Genomic DNA, 17275 nt, shown 5'->3' with positions numbered 1-17275 from the left:
GGCGCGGATCGCGGTGCAGATCCCGTATCGCGCCTCCGGACAGCCGCTGAACCTGTTGGTCGACAGTACAGGTATTCAATTTCGCGGCGATGGAGAGTGGCTGACCCGCAAGCATGGAGCCTCGCGCCGGAGGCAGTGGAGGAAGGTCCACATCGCCGTGGACGCAGGCACCGGCGACGTTCGCGCGGTCGAGTTCACCTCGAGCCGTCAGGGCGACAGTCCGCTGCTGCCAGAGCTGTTGTCCCAGATCCGGCCCGACGAACCGATCGATACCGTCACCGCCTCCTCTCGGCAGATTGCTTTGCAATCGCCTGCCGGGCAATGGACGGCGCCTATGATACGCGACGTTGCCATGAGGCGATCATCGAACGAGGCGCGAACGGCATCATACCGATCCGCCGTAACGGTCGTGCCTGGAAGGCTGACAGCCCCGCGGCCATTGCGCGAAACGAGATCTTCCACGCAACCCGGCATCTGGGCCGGGCGCTCTGGAAGACATGGGCGCGATACCATGTCCGCAGCCGGGTCGAGGCCAGGATGAACTGCCTCAAGCGCTTCGGAGAACGGATCATGTCACGAGACCCTGACCGCCAAACCGCCGAAATTCACATCCGCATCGCAATCATGAATACCTTCTCGGCCCTCGGCAGGGCCGAGATCGAAGCCGTAACTTGAACTCAGGTGGGAAAGGGAAAACTCATCCCCGAACCTTATTTGCGCAACAACGCCGTGTGGAAGCCGCGACGGGCGAGCTCGGTGATCAGGCTTGTCTTGCCCGCACCGGGGCCGCCCGTCACGACGAAGAAATGGTCGCTCGTGGGCCATCCTCGGGTTTGATAGGGGGGAAGGGCTGCGCAGCGATCAACACGCCATAGGCATGGATCGGAGCAGCATGGATTTTCGGAGGGAAAATATTACCGGTCTTCGCGACAAAGGCAAATCCTCTGACGAGAAAGGCAGAACTATCTGCTCCTTTTCAATAGGTGGGAAGGGGCACATAGTTTTGCCTCTCGGCGCCAGAATTTCCTTTTAAATTCAGTGCCCCGAAATCTCGATGCTGAACTGAAGCTGCCTTTTTCGTCAAATAAGGTTGCCTCTGGGACGACACGAAAAAAGCCGACGCAGTGGTCGGCTTTCTCAAGGGTTATCGTGTCAGAAGGTCCTGGGGATGGAATGCACAGGCTTCGGCCCCATCAGGCAGCAAATCCCACCATCATTCCTGACCTCATCTATCGTTCACATCGCGGCGGCGGAAGATGATCCGGTTTTCGCCGTTGAAGATGAGTGGTTCGACGCCGTTCTTGTAAAGCTCGCGGCAGAGATTGGCGGGATCGCGTCGTAACTCGCGGGCAAGATCGGTAGCAGAGATGTAGTGCTCGGCGAAGATTGTGACGGAGGCCTCATCGACCACCCGCCAGCGTTCTGAGGAATTTTTGCTCTTTGGAGCAGCACTCAAGTAGCCTGCGTTCACCAGATTGCGGATTGTAGCGGTATCGACCCCTAGCTTGCCGGCAGCCTCCGACATGCTGATCGCACCAGCTGAGTTCTGGTCTATGGCCGTTTTTGCCCGCTCGACAGATATCAGGAAATCGTTGAACCTTGGGTCTGCGCCCGTAGCACAGCGTAGCGGAATGTCGTGTTCGAAAATCAGGTTCAGGAGTTCGAGGGTCGAGCATTGGCACGCGGGCGTGGCCGCAATAAGGGAAACCTCATCATTGGCCGGTTCCAAATCAGGGCGTGTTTGGCGGTATAAGCGACCGATAAAGGCGTCGAGATCTTCCCTTCGGAAATACGGCGCGTTTCGGGCCATCTCTCCTGCCTTCTTGATGAGCCCTTCCACGACGAACGTGCGCAGCAGGTGGATGTCCAGCCCGAGATAGTCTGCCGCATCGAACCCGCGTAGCACGCCGTTGGTTTCATTGGCGAGCTTTTGCAGCGTCTCCCGTGACGGGTAGCGATGATAGGTGATGGCACCGGATTTTCCCGATTTCGAGATGTCGCCACGCTCCAGAAGCTTATGGCGCAGCATCCGTTCGTCGATGCCGTAGGCCTTCGCGCCTTTTCGAAGGGAATACACCTGTTGCCTGTCGCAACGTATCCGCAGGACCGTGCTGCCGACGAGCGCGGGATAGGTCCGCAGGATGTAGTCGAAGACCATCTGACGGATGTCATCGAAGGCAGCATCATCCTCACGCTGGGATAGCCAGGTCAGGAAAGAACCTGCAATCGCGCCGTAGGTGTGACAGCCAGGGCCTGCCTTTAAGCGAAGCTCTTCAAGCACTGCGACCATCTGATCAGGTCCGTTGCATAGGACGTCGTATCCGGCTGCACCGGCCTCAAGCCATTGTCGTTCGGTCGTTTCAGCTCGACCGGCTTTGGGGCCTCGCGTCAGCAAAAGGCCGAAATTTTCGCAAAGCTGTGCCGCGACATGGAACTCCAGCGTGTCGAGCCAACGGCCCGCAGACGCGCCATCCAATCGGCCAAGGAGGTAGCGCTCCAGAGATCGCGCTTCTTCGGCAACGATCTGAATGTCGTCTATGTCCATGTTGTCGACCATCCGCGCGAAATCATAGCTGTGCTTGTGATGCGAGGGAGGCGGGACCTCGATCAACATGCAAGAATGTTGGGCGCAGGTCCGGATTGAAGTGAGTTGCCATGCCCCAAGATGAAATGGGCCATGGACACCCTGCTCTGAAAGAGCTTCAGCGGCACATTTCGGGCATCCTCTGATCGTGCTTCGGCTGTAGGCCGTGAACCTCGGCGCTTCTGCCCCCAACTGATAATTCGTCTTCGACGGGGCGTGGGGTGTCCAAGTGCGGAGTGTGGTGGGAGCGCACCCGGCGAGTGCGGCAACCCGCTCGATCTCCACCGGGTCGCCGACCTTCAGGGCGCGATAGGAAATGCTCATGTCGGCGCAGAAAGACTGAAGGCTGGCAGTCCCGTTCTTCCGCGCAATGCGGGACGCTAGCGACGTCGCGCTTTCACCGGGTACCGGGGTGACGTTGAGTGGAAGCGGCTTGAGGGGTGACAACATCATGTGCGGTTCTCCCGAGAAAACACCTGGCGGGCGTGAATGCGCATGAAGTCCGGCACGACAAACGGGTTGAACTCGGCATCGCAGGAGGTCCGCCGATGGTAGGCCCTGATGAAATTATGCCGGTTTAGTGTCTTCTGGCCATGCAGATAGGCATCCTCGATGGCGTCAAGGATCAGGACGATGGCGATGCCGAACTGGTTTGCCGCAGCATGGACTACGCGTTCGCCGTGGGATAATTCCAGAACGTCATCCTCTGGTTCGAGCTGCGCCAATTCACAATAGTTCTCGAGCAGGTCGAGGATATCATCACCATATGCGGCGGGGGATAGGCTCTCGAAACGAACGGTCCTCATGCGTCGAGCGAGCTGGTGGTCGTGGTTGAGGATGTCTTCCAGCTCGTTTGTGCCCGACAGAATGATCCCGACTGGCCACTCCGGGTCTGTCATCAGAGTCTTCAGCATGGATGTCACTGAATCCAGCTCGTGCTTGGTGCCCCGCGAGGCCAAGTCCTGCGCCTCGTCGAGATGCACGAACAGGACACGCCGCTCCTTGAGGTGATGTTGGACCAGGTCCCAGATGTACCAGGCATGGCGATCGGCACCGATGGGATAGCCGAGCGCCCGAAGGAGCATCTGTCCGACGAATTTCAGCGTTGCGGGTGATGGCACCCGCAAGCTGATGATGGTTGAATCTCCGTATCCCTGATCGGCCAGCCGCTGCCTTTCTTGGGCAAGAAGATGAGTGATTGCCGCGCTTTTTCCGGCCCCGGAGTGTCCGGACAGGGCAAGCCCTTGTGCCTCGCTGATGCGGCCGGTCTGGATATCTACGAGCCTTTTCTCAGCGAGGATGGAGAACCCTTCTGCCAGAGGAACGAAGCGCTCGTGATCGACGAAATACGCCTTCAGTTCAGCGACCCGTTGTGCCGCTTGGGTGATCAGATCATTTCCCATCATTGAACCCCCAGCGTCTGCGGTTCTTGCGTCTCGTTCGACGCTCGGAGATCGGCCCGTCATCGTCGCTGTCCGGCTTCCGAGATGTGTCCGTTGGCGGAGTAATGGAGATTGCGCCATTGAGCAGGTCGTTGCTCGGCGGCATGTATCCTAACCGCTGTTCATCAGAGCGGAGCGGATAGTGCAGTGCCGCATCTGCGCGGGCGACGTCCACGTCGGTCACATGGAAAGGGGTCAGGGCGCGCAGCGCGAATGCGCGGCGGTTCGCGTCCGATATCCGCGCGATAGCCCGCTGGACCTTGGGCGCGTCCAACTTCGCAGCACGCGCATGTGCGTGACGAACGGCCCGGATGCCCTCGCGCAGCTCATCGAAGCTCACGCCCTCAAAGCCGGGTTGATTGGCGAGCGCCGGATACCAAGTGGCTCCGACCTTGACGGCGATCCAGCCGATGTCCTGTAGATCGACCCTGATTTCCACCTCCCGTATGGGGGAGTGCAGATAGGCTTCCCGCAGCGCCTCGCAGCTATAGCTAAGCCCCGAGAACAGTACGCCCTCGTCGTTGAGCTTCCGGGGCATCGGCCTGCCGAATGCCTTCCTGAGGGTCAAACCATCCGGAACCGGAGGCGTCCCGTGTTCAGCCACCAGCCGCTTCCAGCCTGCATTCGGGGTTTCCCCGTTCAGAGAGCCATGCGGTTGGTTGTGGTAGATATCAACAATATAGGTCAGCAGGACCTTGATCAGGTCGTCGTCACACAGACAGGCGAGCATTTCTGAAGGATAGTCGCCGCGATCGATGGTGTCGAAAAAGGTTCGACCTGCCAAGAGCGGCATGAGCTGATGTCCGAGTGTGCGGAAGAAGGACTCAATGTGCCCCCGCATCCATGGGATGCCAGCGGGCGGCAAGTGCGACGTGATCCCAAGTGACGCTACCGTTGCCTGAAAGGCGTCCGAGACGAATGCAGGCCCCATGTCGGTCACAAGTGTTCCGATCCCGCCATGATGATGCCATGTGTTTTCGCATTCGGCCGCCTGGGCCAGCGGGGTCTTGTCCTCGAAAATCTGCCGCAGCGCGCGGATCGCATCATCCGAGTTCGGATTGTCGGCCAGTCGCATCGACACGACACATTTCGTGGCGCAGTCGATCGCTAGATACCTCCAGCGCCGCCCGGTCTCGAATTTCTTCTGCCGATCCGGCGGCAGGTGCTCCCAGATGCCTGTCAGCGTCAGTAACGACACGACGTCGAGCTTGTTTTCATCCATCTCGACCCGCTCCATGGGGCGCACAACATCGGGACCGTTGCTGCTCATTGCGAATTTCCTGGCGGCTGCAGACACGCCAAATCGTTTTGCGCAGACGTAGAATGGGTCTGCCGAGTCCAATCGGCGTTTAACGCTGGAGGCAGAGGGGATCGTGAGCGGCGTTGCCCCCGCGCTGGCTCTGCGCGCGTTCTCTTCGGCGAACAGTGCCCGAGTCTCCTGAATAGACTGGACCTTGGTTGGTTGCTGCGTGTCGGCGTAAATCTCGATGACCTGGTTCATCAGGGCTTCCGCCTTCGGACACCAGCGCCGGCTCCGATTGCCGGATAGGTGAGTGGCCGGAATGAGAGAAAGTGCAGAGTAGCCTGCAGCCTGATAGGAGCGGACCCACTGCAAGACCGTTCGGCTTCCCGGCAGCTTACGAACTTTTATTTCCTTGCCCGGTCGTATCTTGGCAAAGGCCGCTGCGCCTTCGCCAACGAGCCTGGCCGTCACTGATGCGAGCTGCGCTTTGGCCTGCTCATATGCCCGCTGCGTGCGTTTGACGAGGCCCGCAGCTTCGAGAGCTAGGAAGGCGTCACAGACGGCCTTCCGCCAGATCACCAGCCGTGCGGTCTTTTCCGACAGCTCGCTGATGACCTGCACAGGTTTGTCGCGATGCGCGTCTTGGGTAGCACGGTCAAAATACCCGGCAAAGTAGGTCGTGTCCGGCCGACGCATCATCTCGGCGAGCTCATGGTGGGAAAATGCCTCGGTGATCCCTGGCTGACCGACGCGCTCGAAGGTGCCGCCTTTGTCGTCGATTTCTAGTGGGCGCATAGCGACGCCTGCCGTGGTGATCATGTCGGAGCTTGAGAAGCGAAAACGCAAGGTCATGCCGCCACCTCCGTCAGAGAGGAGCGCGACCAGGCGAGCGTCCGGGCCGCTTCAGCGGCAGCCTCTCGGTCAATGTGCTGGTCAGTGACGAGCAACACGCGATCCGCGAATGATTTGGTTACCGCCGCCGAGACCGCTTCGAGCTCGGATGCAAAGTTCAGCTTCAGCACACGCTGCATGGGTTTGATGGCGACGGCGACGCGCTCCCCGTCCGTTTTCGTGACCAAGAAATCGAAGACATGTCGCGCGGGGCGGCCGTCAGTGCCGACATAGGATATCGCCGGGGGTTGTTCGCGGATGTGGTGCACGTCGTCGCGTACCAACATCAGGCAGAGGAAGGCGTATTCGAGCGCACTCTCGAAGTGGATGATGCGCGGGCGCTCGAAGCCGGGCAGCGGTGCGACCATCGAGCCGCGAAGGCTCCCTTTAGAACGGCGCGCAGGCACTCGGGTCGCGTGGCTCGGCTCCGGCCCGCGGTAGAACAAGGTGTTGTACATGATGTTTGGAGCGCACCTCACCTGGGCGCCGACCCATGTGGATCGGAGCAGGCGCGGGGCGACATCCCCCTATGTTTGAGATGAGTTTGACCGCCCTGCCGAGAGACGCCTCGGCAGGTTGACTTTTCGTGAGACTCAGGGGATGAATAAGGGGTCGGCTTCAAACGACGCTTATTCAAAAGGCCTTCCTGTTAGCGCAGGAGGGTCTTTTTATTTCCCGATGTCAGGTTTTGTTTGCCGCGCTGTCCTCCTCTGCTGCGTAACGATCGGGGAAGAGCTCCTGGGGAGTTGTACCAAGCTGGCAGGCGATGGCGGATTGCACACGATGCGAACGGCGATAGCCTTGGCTAACTACCGTCACGCTGCTCTGCTTGATGCCGAGCGTCCGGGCGATTTCCGCCATGCTCGACCCGGCTTGCCGAAGCCTGCACTTCAGCTGCTCGTGATTGTGCAAATCTACCTTCATGGCCTGATGCAAGTCCTTAGACTCCGTTCTTACCCACACCAACAGTGATTCGGAGATTGATTCGTCGCGCAAGTTCTCTTCGGCTGTGTGGGCGTTTTCTCAGATTTTGTCGGGTTGCTTTGCCGATCAAACCGAGAATACCGGCAAGCTTCCGACCTGATGACTTTGCACTGCCGGGTTACCGCGCCAAGGTTGTCACTGAAGGAGCGGCTCCAGTGACAACGCAACGAGATGAAGAAAAGCGACGACTTCGGGAGGCTCGGGAACAACTCGAGGCTGCCAAGAGTGTCATTTCTGAACTGGAAGGCCCACGCATTCGGCTGCGCATATCCCGCAGAAAGCTCGCGCGCCAAAAAGCTACACAGTCAGAAGCGGCGGGTGCACAAGCCCAGGCGGTAGATGTCAGCGATCTCGGGACAGAGCCACAGGACCCTGTGCGCAAGGTGCTGCGGGTCGGAGAAAAGCCTCGGTTGCCGGAGCCGTCTGAGGTCAAGCGGATATATGAGGAAATGCCGTCACTGGACCAAGTGGCGCAGGCTTTGGGACGAGACCGCCGTGCGGCAGCCAAAGCTTTGGCTGCCGCAGGGATCGACATCAAAGAAGATATTGCGAAACAGTGGGACTCGGGCAGTTCCCTGCGTGAGCTGCACAAGCGGCATGGTCCAGGATGTGATACGATTTCGAGGTGGATCAAGAGCACGGGCCGCGAAGTCCAACCGCGAAACGCCAACCGTCAATGCGACGAAGCGCTGGTCGTCGAGACGTACTTAAAGACACGATCCGCAAACCGATGCGCCCTGGCGGCAGGTGTTTCATGGGAAAAAGCGCGGAACATCCTGCGGAAGCGGGGAGTGTGGGAGAAGTAACCGCTTCGTACCAAACGCCAAAGAAACCTACCATCAACGAGGGCAGCATGGTCAAGCCGACACATCCGGATCAGCATGAGTTGCACGATTGGCCGATGTACGGCCCGAAGAACCCGGAAATCGCAAACATCGTGGAGCGGCTTGCTTACGATCATGGGATGCGCGTTCGTGACATCGAAGAGGTCATACTGTTGGCCTTGCAGCACCGTCTACGAGCGGCCGAGCGCGTAAGTCGCGGCTAATCGCTTCCAAGCTGACGGACAGTAAGCTCCACGGGTGGCGAACATCGCTCATCCCGAACCCGCTGCTACTGGGAAAATCCACGACGGCGCCAGCTAGAACGACCAACTCTTTTCGATTTAGTGGTCTTGCGCCGGATGATTTCAGTCAACTGGGCTGCCATCCGCTTTGCAGTCTACCGCTAATGCAGTCGCTCGATATTATCCATACAGCCAAGTTTTCCTTTGTCGCTTGAGTGAAAAGCCCGCGGTCGATGCCACAAGGCAATCGTGGATCGGCAACATGGGGGGCACTTTCTAGCAAAATTTTAGTTGCACGTAGGGTGGCGGTCATTGTTCATCCGCCTGTACCTAGCTTAAACCCTACTCGGGCTCCGGTCCCAGCTGAATGAACTTTCAGAATCGAGTAGATAATCTAATGCGCCAGCAGTCTGAAGAGATATTCTAATGAATGACGAAGCCGAAGAGAAGACGGGCAATATTGGGCATACAGCACTTGTGTTCTTCCATGGGATTGGGAATCCAAGGAAGCTAGGTACGCTAACGACTTTTCTAGATGAGTTTGACAGGGTGGGAAGCTCACAGGACCCTCAAAAGCTTGGCGTGCCGAGAAACTTTCGTCACAAAATAGAAGAGGGCGAAGATGGATCGTCCAGCGCGGTAGTCCAGTTTCGGAGAATTAAGAAATTCAAGAAGATCGATGTCCAGGTCAAGATCGTGCGCGCGTACGAAGGTTACTGGGGTGATGATTTGACCCGGCCGATCTCTATGCTCACCTTTATTCTTTGGATTTTGAAAATTGTAGTAAATTCGTTTCGAATATTGAGGTCACCATGGAGGCGATACCCGCTCTACCGTATCCGTTCTCTACATCTGGTTGATGATATGTTTTCTGGCCGTTTGACTAGGGAGAAGTTGGAGGCGATCTACCGAAAATTCGGATCCGCAAAAAAAGTGGATAGATGGAAAGCGGGTACGAGACAGGACTTTATCGCATATCTCGAGAGTGATGAAGTGAAGGGAACGTATGGAGATTTCAGTGCAATAGCTAAATCTTGGTTTGAGCGAGAGAAGAATGTCCTGCGAAGTTTCCTTTTCACAGCTACTAGTGTGTTAGTCTTTGCATTCTTCATGCTGCTTGTAGTTGGATTTTTGATTTGGTCGACTCTAGGGGTTGCCGCTGAAGCTTACTCCGTTCCCGTGGCGCTCCATATTCCGGCTGCCGTCAGTATATATGCATTATTTCTTTGGCTGGCTTGGAGTCCCGTTAAACAGAGAATATCAGATGTATACTTTTGGACATCCTATGATGAGAGGTCCAACGGGTTTTCAATCCGGGAAAGGAGGATCGATCAAGCTGAGAGGCTCATCCAAAAGGTCATAAAGAATGACCGGTGTAATGACTGTGTGATAGTTGCGCATAGCCTAGGTTCTGCGATTGCCACGGAAGCATTCTTTAGAATCTCCGATAAGATCGATGCACTTGATATATCTGATGAGGAAAGGGAGTGTCGAAGGCGCCAGTTTCAAAAAATAAGGTTTATGTTTGTAGCTGGGAGCCCAATCGACAATATTTTCTCTCTGTTTCAGGAAAGTTACGTTCCGTCCAGAAGGTACAGTAGGATACAGGAACAAAAATCTGCAAGCTTCAAGCGGGATCATTTCTACCCAAGCTTTGCAATGGTGAATATATGGTCAAGGTTTGATCCGATAAGCGCTAGGATCTTGTCTCTTCGAACGCCTGAAAACAGGCGCAATAAGATGGTGTTCAATAGCGAGAGTGTGCCTTCTGGTATCCCTGCGCCATTAGCGGCGCATTCTGGATATTTTCAAGATGAAGCAATCATGACTGAAATATACCGGGCGGTGATGACTGGAAGATTTAACCCACAGAACATGCGTGCGGAGTATCTGGAGGTTGAGCTCGGGAGGTGGAAGTATATAAGTTTTCTGGGGCTTCCGTTATGTATCATCATGGTTATTGGGGCTTCTCTATTCGAAATTCGCCTCCTCTCCGCTGGCAGCTTAGTGGCGCTTGGAGGTTTGCTCTACTTCACGCTCAAGAAATATGCCTCTGATGTTAAGGAGCAGGCCGAGTGCCGCTCTTGACGCGATGCGGCTTATAGGGTTCATTTGAAGGTAGAGGTCGGGTGTCCTCCTGAACACCCGCTACAGGAGCCGCTTTTCTTAATTGGAAGGCGGCTCCGCCATTGTCGCACTATATCACAAACTAGGCTCGGGTCTCATAGCCAGAGGCGGACGGTTGCGGCGAGTGCTGAGAGGAAGACCTTGGACGATCTGTCGTAGCGGGTTGCATCACGCCGCCGATACCTCAGTCTGCCGAACATGACCTCGATCCGGTTGCGGCGTTTGTAGCGAAGCTTGTCGTAGCGGACGGGCTTGGTGCGAGACTCTCGCCCGGGATGCACGCCCGTATCCCTCCGCTTCTTGGAACGATTCGGCGTTGGCATGCAGTTTGGTGTTCAGGCCGATCTTCGTTCGAACGATCGGTCGGCTATATTGGTCATCGGGTTCTCCTCTTTCGACCGCAGGCTGGGCTCCGTGCGGTGCGCCTTCGGTAGATCGCGTCGACCTTCACCGTCTTCGGAACAGCCGCCTCCGATGCTAAACCTAGTCAGATAGCTGATGCCCAGGGAGGGTTTCTACCTCAGGCGTGACGATCACAGCTATGTCCGGCGCAATTGACGCACAGCCTGCTCAGTTGAGGTGGCAACTTTCGGGGTTCGGCAACTGACGAAATTCTACGTTGGGTTGTGTCCGGTGAGGGATCGTTCAACGAACGTTTTTGATTTCGCCTCGAGCTCCTTCTGCTGTTGAGAAAACTATGTCTCGATAGGGTGGTACGATTTGTTTATCGCTGAAGGGGCCGCTTGCGTTACGCTTGACCCATGACAAACTTACGTATTGGCTATGCCCGCTGCTCCACCGACGCTCAGGATCTCGCCGTGCAGCGCGCGGCGCTGGAAACGCTTGGCGTCGCCTCCGAGCGAATCTACACAGACTATGGGCTGACCGGCCGCAACCGCGACCGGCCCGGGCTTGCCCAGGCGCTGGCCGCCGTGCGCGCGGGCGACACACTTGTGGTCCCCAAGATTGACCGGCTGGCCCGCTCGGTGCCGGACGCGCGCGACATCGCCGACGGGCTAGCTGAGCGCGGGGTACGGCTCGCGCTTGGAAGCACGGTCTACGACCCAGCCGATCCGATGGGGCGGATGTTCTTCAACGTGCTGGCGACCTTCGCCGAGTTCGAAGCCGACCTAATCCGGCTTCGCACCCGCGAGGGCATGGCGGTGGCCCGCGCCAAAGGGAAGTTGAGGGGCAAGAAGCCAAAGCTTTCCGACCGGCAGGCGGCGGAGTTGACACGGATGCACGCAACTGGGGAGTATTCGGTGTCGGACTTGGCCGAGCTCTTCACTGTGTCGCGGCCAACCGTCTATCGCACGCTGGCGCGGCAGGGGCCGAAACGTTAATGGCCGACGGTCCCTTCCAGCCCTTTACAGCCAACCCTTCCAGCGACGGCACGAAGTCTACCGTGGGCAGGATGGGCGGATTCCGGGCATTCTCTGCAACCTCGCGTGTTCAAGATCGCAACCAGAAAGCGGACGCTCCCATTGCATCTATCTAAAACTCTATCAGGACGACTTTCGGTCAGTTAGCTTGGCCTATTTGACGTGAAAAGGGGCAGAACCTCCCGAGCGGATAGGGAGCCAGCATCTGCCATAATGGACAAAGTTTTTCGAATTTGCGCTCGAATTGCGTGTGACCGATCTTCCAACGTTGCCAATAGTCCGGCCGCTTTGTCAGAGAAACCTGCATACATCCAGAAACTGGCATTGGTCTTATGCTCTTTTGCATACGCTTTGAGCCAGGGAACGAACCATTCTTCAAGCTGATCGGCCGACATGCGTTCGCAAATAGCAAGAACTGCATGGGCAGCAGAGGCATGCTGTTTTGTGGCGTCCACCCAACTATCGATCCTAGGCAAGAGCATTTCCAAGTAGGGCCAATCCGGCGGCACGGGCGTCATATACGGGCCGACAAACCCTGCCGCCCGCAATGCGTTGTCTATATTTTGCCACTGGTCATTTTGAACTCTGGGAACCAGATTGCTCATGACCCAATCTGCCGCCGGTTGCCAAGCTTTCCAAAATCGATCGTCTGGCGATCGGTTGCTGACAATCAGCTCATGAGTAACGGCATCAAGGTAAGACCCAATCAAGTCACCCTTATATTGCCGTTGTTCGAGATCGGTCAACGTTCTCCAAGCTTGACCGTCACCAGAAATTGCTGCAAGCCTTCCAGTTTCCTTTGCGAGTGTACTTACTAGTTCGTAGGGAAAGGCATTCCCATAGCCACCGGGCCGTTCGTCTTCATTTCGAATAGAACGTGCCCATTCAGTTAGGCCCTCAAAATACTCGAAGAGATATCGTTGTTTCTCCGCAGTCAGAGCAGTATATGGAACTGCCTCTATCAGTGTTTTCATTTTTCCCCAGTCAAAATGACGACTCGCCCGTAGCTTTACACGTACGACAGGAGGATAAAGTTTCTTCGACCTGACCCAACGTGTACGGAAGGGCTTGGGAGGTAGAATGGGCCCACGAATTGGGCCGCGTCCGGTTGCAAATTTTACTGCATTCCTATGACGCTTGAGATTCATCCTTTCTGCGCGCCTTTTCTTGCGATCCGCCTCCCAGTCAAAGCCTGAGTCAAAAACGCACGTGTCAAAGGCGGCGACCAAACACCTCCATGCAAGTTCAGGTCTTTGTGCCCATTCGAAGCCTCGCAGTGTTGCTGATCCGACTGCATGCAGTTGATGGGTTGCGAGCTCCGCAACGGCCTCGTCAAGGTCATTACTAAAACCACGAGTTACCAAGGCAGCAACTCCACCTGCCGCTATCGTTTGTGGATCAAAAGACATCACAGATTGCGGGACCAAAAATTGCAATTCGTCTGGTGTGCGGTCCCGGGAAACCGCAACGAGCAAGCGCTCTTGAGCCCAACTTACATGAGTCTCGACCAACTCTGATGGGCCAAATTTCGCCAACACCGCAGCAACGCCAGCAGATGCGGCTTGTATCATTCGCCCGGAGAAATCTGTCGCAACCATGTCTTTGTCGGTCGCTTGCTCGTTCAATAGTTTGATAGCATCTGAGAGCTCAAACCTACCTTCAACTTCTCCAGCCTCCAATGAGCGCTCAGCCCAAGTCGCAAGCTCACTCAATGAATTGGTCCGAGCTTGTTCTATACTTTGCGCTTCAAGTTCGGCAGCGTTCTCTTTGGGCGGTTCCAGTCTGACTAGTATCTGGTTTTTATCATCACTTTCTTCAAATTTGACTGATTGTGGATCAGAGTCACTGAGATATCGCTCTAGTCTTGTTTGGGTTTCGTCCCGCCACGCCTCGTTCATGAGTTCGTGGTCAAAGTCAGCAAGGTCATCAAGGGTCCAGCGAATGCGCCGTTCCTGTAAGAACGCCTGTGCCTCCTGATCTGCCATAAGATGGAAAGGCAAAAGGAGTTGATGGTGGAAAGGGCCGCGATTGTTGTATCGCTCCCAAATTTCTTCAGTTGCCTCTAGGTGATGTTGCCCTGATCCAATTCCACGAATGCGGTGGGTCGGAGAACGGTCGTCCATGTGGCGGCGAATGTCGTAGCCCCAAAGACGTGGTGCTGCCAGAAGTGGGGCGATTGCAGAAATCGACGGGCGATCATTTTGACGATGAGCGACAGCATTAATGATCGGGGACGTCGTAGCCACAAGACCGTTGTTTTGAAGAATTCGAGGAAGTAGTTCCGCCAGGCTGGCTTTGTCTTCGAGTTGCTCTTGGAGCCAGTTATCCAAGGCAAGATACGCTGATCCGAGCGAGTGTGGACCAAGTATTGCCCGCGACCAACGATACACTGTCTCGTCACCCCACAGTTTGAGTTCTTGATCACCCAAGACAAGTACCAACGCTCGAGGCCGCCGACCTTCATGCCGCACCTCGCGGTTCCGCCAAAAAACGGCTGCTCGCATTTCCAACCGGTGCATCATGGTTAGTGCGACATTGGCGTCTTTGGCAAAGAGTTGATCCCAGCCGAGTTGATGGGGTGAGCTATCAGTAAACCTGAATTCATCTCGAATTCCAGCATCGTGAAATGAAGTGATTGAATCAAAACAGCTTGATGGGCCTAGGAGGCCCTCTCTTCTTTGCCGCTCTCTTGGGAGTAGCGCAGCCGCCATCATTTCTGTCCACGCCACGGGTAACTGGCTGGGGATCTGGCGTGGGTACTCCAGCAATCGCGCTCGAGCTCCGCGAAGGCGCTTCTCCGTCGTTATACGGGCCAGATACGCTTCGACGATTTCGGGTGCAGAAGGTGTGCACATCGAAAGAACTTTCTGGAGGTCACGCTCCAGCTCCCTCCAACGATCATAACGAAAGTCCAACGCAAACGGTGGGGCGCGCTCGGAGCGGTAACCTCTCTCGTTTTCTGAGTGCTCGTAGTCCTCGACAGAAATCAGCCAATTATTAATATGTCCTGCGATACGTTTTGATACCCAGTTCGACATGCGCTCGTAGTGGTTCGTCCATATCTCGGCCAGCTGCACCAGCGCTGGTATGTGCCTGTCGGGCCAAGATGACCAATGAGGTAATGACCACCGCAAGAAAGCAAGCCATGAGATCAAAACAGGTACCTTGAAAAAACTAGCAGTGTAAAACCTCTCTGCCTGAGTTAGGTCCGCGAGCCTCGGAGAGGTGAGGATGTTTTGGTTAATGCGGGTTTCAAAGGTCCTCACAGCTTCTATGAGAGCTCCAAGCATTTTACCTTCTTCATCCAACAACCTGGCCGTAAGCTGCTCGAGCAGTTCGGCAGATTTTTCTGAGTGTAGCGGCGCTGCAAGAACCAACTTTGCCCAAGCGGGATCCAGATCTTCATCAGCCTCAAGTGCTGTAAATAGGGTTTGCCATTCGGTCAATTGTCCTCGTTCGAGTTTGATTTGCCCTACCAGGCGAACTGCGCGCTGCCACCACAGTGGTTCTCCTGCAGCTTTCAAAAGTTCGGGCAAGGTTTGCCAATTGCGTTCCATTTCACGGGCTAAGGCCCAATCTTCAAGGACGTCGTGAGTAAGCACAATTCCATTGCCAAGACTTTGCCTTTGCGCTGATCCTTCAGTAATGAGCGTTGCGACTCCTTCTGCGTCGATGTCCGCGCTGCCTGGAATGACGGCTGGTGAGGCGATCCTTGAAGCTCCAATTTGTGCAACTGCTGAATCTCGACGATAATTCGGTGGCGTGGCGGCCGCTCCACGGGTTGCCCAAGCATCAGCCAATTCTATTTCAGTTAAGACCGAGGGGAATTCGCTCGATGCTAAGAGCTGCCCCAACATAAAGGGGTTTTTGTTCCAGTTCGCTAAATCAGAACGACCAATTAGCGAGCGCACATTGGGAAACGCGTTCCCGATTATAATCAAATCTTGATCATCCAGAGCACCAACTATCGTTGATTGGCCTAGTTCAAGCTCTGCTTCTGCGAAAGCACTGAGTACGACGTCTTGTGGTCCAAAGTCACGGCCGCTTGTGATGATCGACCATCGGTCTCGTAACGGTGAGGCAGCGATGGCGTGCAAAAGATCCATCACAACGCTACGACGATGGTCAAGCAGCAACCGGTCAGCTCCATCTATTGCGAGCAAGCAATTGCCAGACAATGCCAGCGTATCTATCGTCTCCTTGGCAGCAATCGGACTACCCCAATTAGCTGTCACTTCGGCCCAGATGTTGCCCGAAATCCGGCGTTCGTTCAGAACCAACACGTTGCCATCGTAAGTTGCGGCATAGCGCTTGAGAAGTGCTGACTTTCCGGAACCCGCTTCGCCTCGAAGTTGTACGTTCCTGTGAGCTTCAAAATCCTCCTTCAGCTTGCTCCAGCATTCAGGGCGCAATAGCGTTAGTGAGCAGCTTGGCCCGTTTATCTGATCTTTGATTGAAGAAACTGCCCTTCTAGATTCCGCGCGAATTTTGTCAATCGTCGTTCGGTAACGTTCTTGCGGTCGGATGGCTAGGCTAGGAATATTAAGAACCAACGACGTCCGATCAAAGGTCGGAGACAAAGCAGCGGTCTCAAGAAATTTGGATCGAATTGCTTCAAAGTTTGCTTCTGCATCTGCACCTTCCGCAACGGCCTTTGAAAGAATTTCAATAGCCGCCTGGCGGTCGCGAGAGCTGGGCAATGCAAGGTCATGTTCAACAACTCGCAAACGACGCATGGCGCTCCACGCAGCGTCATGGTCCAAGCCATTTACGGCCGACGAAAATCCCTTCAAGACCGTGCGTTTTGCATCGTTCAGGACACCCGGTTTCTCCCACTTTCGATCGAATTCCTTGTGGTCAGTGGACAACCGCGCGGACTCTAAAAGGACCTGAATATCTTCTAAATGAGGCGTGATAGAAGTAGCCACAATAGCCGCAGACCATTCACCTTCATGTTCACAGACAGCCAAAGCTCGGGCCAGTCCGCGAAAGGTCTCATTGTCGCTGATTGCAATCGGCCGCTTCGATTGGATGAAGACGGTACCAACCGTGTCGCCCTTTCGCCATTCAACAACTATATCATCGAAGCCATCCGGTCCGTCACGCCTCTGAAGAGATAGTTTTTGGGGAACGGCACCATTTGGCATCAAAGGGTGCGTCTGCTCTGCAATCAAATGTGCCGCCATCACGGCGGCAAACGAAATTTCGGTATTTGCTCCAGCAGGCCCTGTAGATGTGTAGGACGCCATTACCTCGCTCCTCATAAGCTGTTCGAAATCTTTGGCGTAAAAGTTTGCCGGTCTTGCTTCACTTTATCCGCTAACGACGTAGCTTCAGTTGATAAGATACTGGCCTTGTCAGGCCGTGCATTCTTAAGGAGAAATTAACAAGTTCTCTTTTCTAAAGCTCAACTCGTTTCGATTTTTCCAATCTATTTCGCCCCACAGTGACGATTGGACACAGTGTAATCAATCGGGTCGATTGCACCATGCTCCGGCTACACAAAGCTTACTTTTTGGCCTGCCTTCAAGGCCAGTGTTCTCTGTCTTTCGCATG

General features: G+C 55.5%; 10 protein-coding genes and 2 pseudogenes. 5 read left to right on the top strand and 7 right to left on the bottom strand.

Features of this window, described 5'->3' with window-relative positions:
* Positions 1–675, top strand: a pseudogene (locus tag GGQ68_RS06220) (IS5 family transposase); the annotation flags it as partial.
* 550 nt (positions 676–1225) lie between these two features.
* Here the strand turns inward: GGQ68_RS06220 and GGQ68_RS06215 are convergent.
* The 5 genes from GGQ68_RS06215 to GGQ68_RS06195 all read right to left on the bottom strand — a co-directional run bounded on the left by GGQ68_RS06215 (position 1226) and on the right by GGQ68_RS06195 (position 7156).
* A complete protein-coding gene (locus tag GGQ68_RS06215; protein WP_183964018.1) occupies positions 1226–3037 on the bottom strand; it encodes a TniQ family protein in 1812 nt (603 codons plus the stop codon).
* Entirely contained in the window at positions 3034–3990 is a 957-nt protein-coding gene (locus GGQ68_RS06210; RefSeq protein ID WP_183964016.1) for an ATP-binding protein, read from the bottom strand. Before GGQ68_RS06210 ends, GGQ68_RS06215 begins: the two co-directional genes overlap by 4 nt.
* Positions 3977–6088: a DDE-type integrase/transposase/recombinase gene (locus GGQ68_RS06205; protein WP_183964014.1), complete on the bottom strand. Its 2112-nt coding sequence runs from the start codon at positions 6086–6088 to the stop codon at positions 3977–3979. Before GGQ68_RS06205 ends, GGQ68_RS06210 begins: the two co-directional genes overlap by 14 nt.
* 29 nt (positions 6089–6117) lie before the next feature.
* Complete coding sequence (locus tag GGQ68_RS06200) at positions 6118–6618, bottom strand: TnsA endonuclease N-terminal domain-containing protein (RefSeq protein ID WP_246429272.1); 501 nt, start codon at positions 6616–6618, stop codon at positions 6118–6120.
* A 223-nt stretch (positions 6619–6841) separates the two neighbouring features.
* Positions 6842–7156 carry a helix-turn-helix domain-containing protein gene (locus tag GGQ68_RS06195; RefSeq protein ID WP_246429271.1) on the bottom strand — a complete coding sequence of 105 codons (315 nt, stop codon included), beginning with the start codon at positions 7154–7156 and terminating at the stop codon, positions 6842–6844.
* A 143-nt stretch (positions 7157–7299) separates the two neighbouring features.
* Between GGQ68_RS06195 and GGQ68_RS06190 the strand changes: the two genes are divergently transcribed.
* The 3 genes from GGQ68_RS06190 (at position 7300) to GGQ68_RS06180 (ending at position 10298) form a co-directional block, all read left to right on the top strand.
* The gene (locus GGQ68_RS06190; protein ID WP_183964012.1) at positions 7300–7950 is read left to right on the top strand and encodes a hypothetical protein; all 651 of its coding nucleotides are present in this window, start codon (positions 7300–7302) and stop codon (positions 7948–7950) included.
* Positions 7951–7997: 47 nt separating this feature from the next.
* Positions 7998–8192 (top strand): hypothetical protein, encoded by a 195-nt coding sequence (locus GGQ68_RS06185; protein ID WP_183964009.1) that lies wholly within the window; start codon positions 7998–8000, stop codon positions 8190–8192.
* A gap of 444 nt (positions 8193–8636) precedes the next feature.
* Positions 8637–10298, top strand: coding sequence for a hypothetical protein (locus GGQ68_RS06180; protein WP_183964007.1), 1662 nt, complete (start codon positions 8637–8639; stop codon positions 10296–10298).
* A 134-nt stretch (positions 10299–10432) separates the two neighbouring features.
* Here the strand turns inward: GGQ68_RS06180 and GGQ68_RS24825 are convergent.
* A pseudogene (locus GGQ68_RS24825) lies at positions 10433–10824 on the bottom strand (IS5/IS1182 family transposase); the annotation flags it as partial.
* Positions 10825–11098: 274 nt separating this feature from the next.
* Between GGQ68_RS24825 and GGQ68_RS06170 the strand changes: the two are divergent.
* A complete protein-coding gene (locus tag GGQ68_RS06170; protein ID WP_183964005.1) occupies positions 11099–11680 on the top strand; it encodes a recombinase family protein in 582 nt (193 codons plus the stop codon).
* Positions 11681–11862: 182 nt separating this feature from the next.
* Here GGQ68_RS06170 and GGQ68_RS06165 read toward each other — a convergent pair whose 3' ends face one another.
* On the bottom strand, positions 11863–16968 hold the full coding sequence (locus tag GGQ68_RS06165) for an NACHT domain-containing protein (protein ID WP_183964003.1): 5106 nt from the start codon (positions 16966–16968) through the stop codon (positions 11863–11865).
* Positions 16969–17275: the final 307 nt, after the last annotated feature.

The sequence above is a fragment of the Sagittula marina genome, assembly GCF_014196795.1.
GTDB lineage: Bacteria > Pseudomonadota > Alphaproteobacteria > Rhodobacterales > Rhodobacteraceae > Sagittula > Sagittula marina.
The sequence above is the reverse complement of the archived record's forward strand: the minus strand, read 5'-3'. Positions and strand labels throughout refer to the sequence as shown.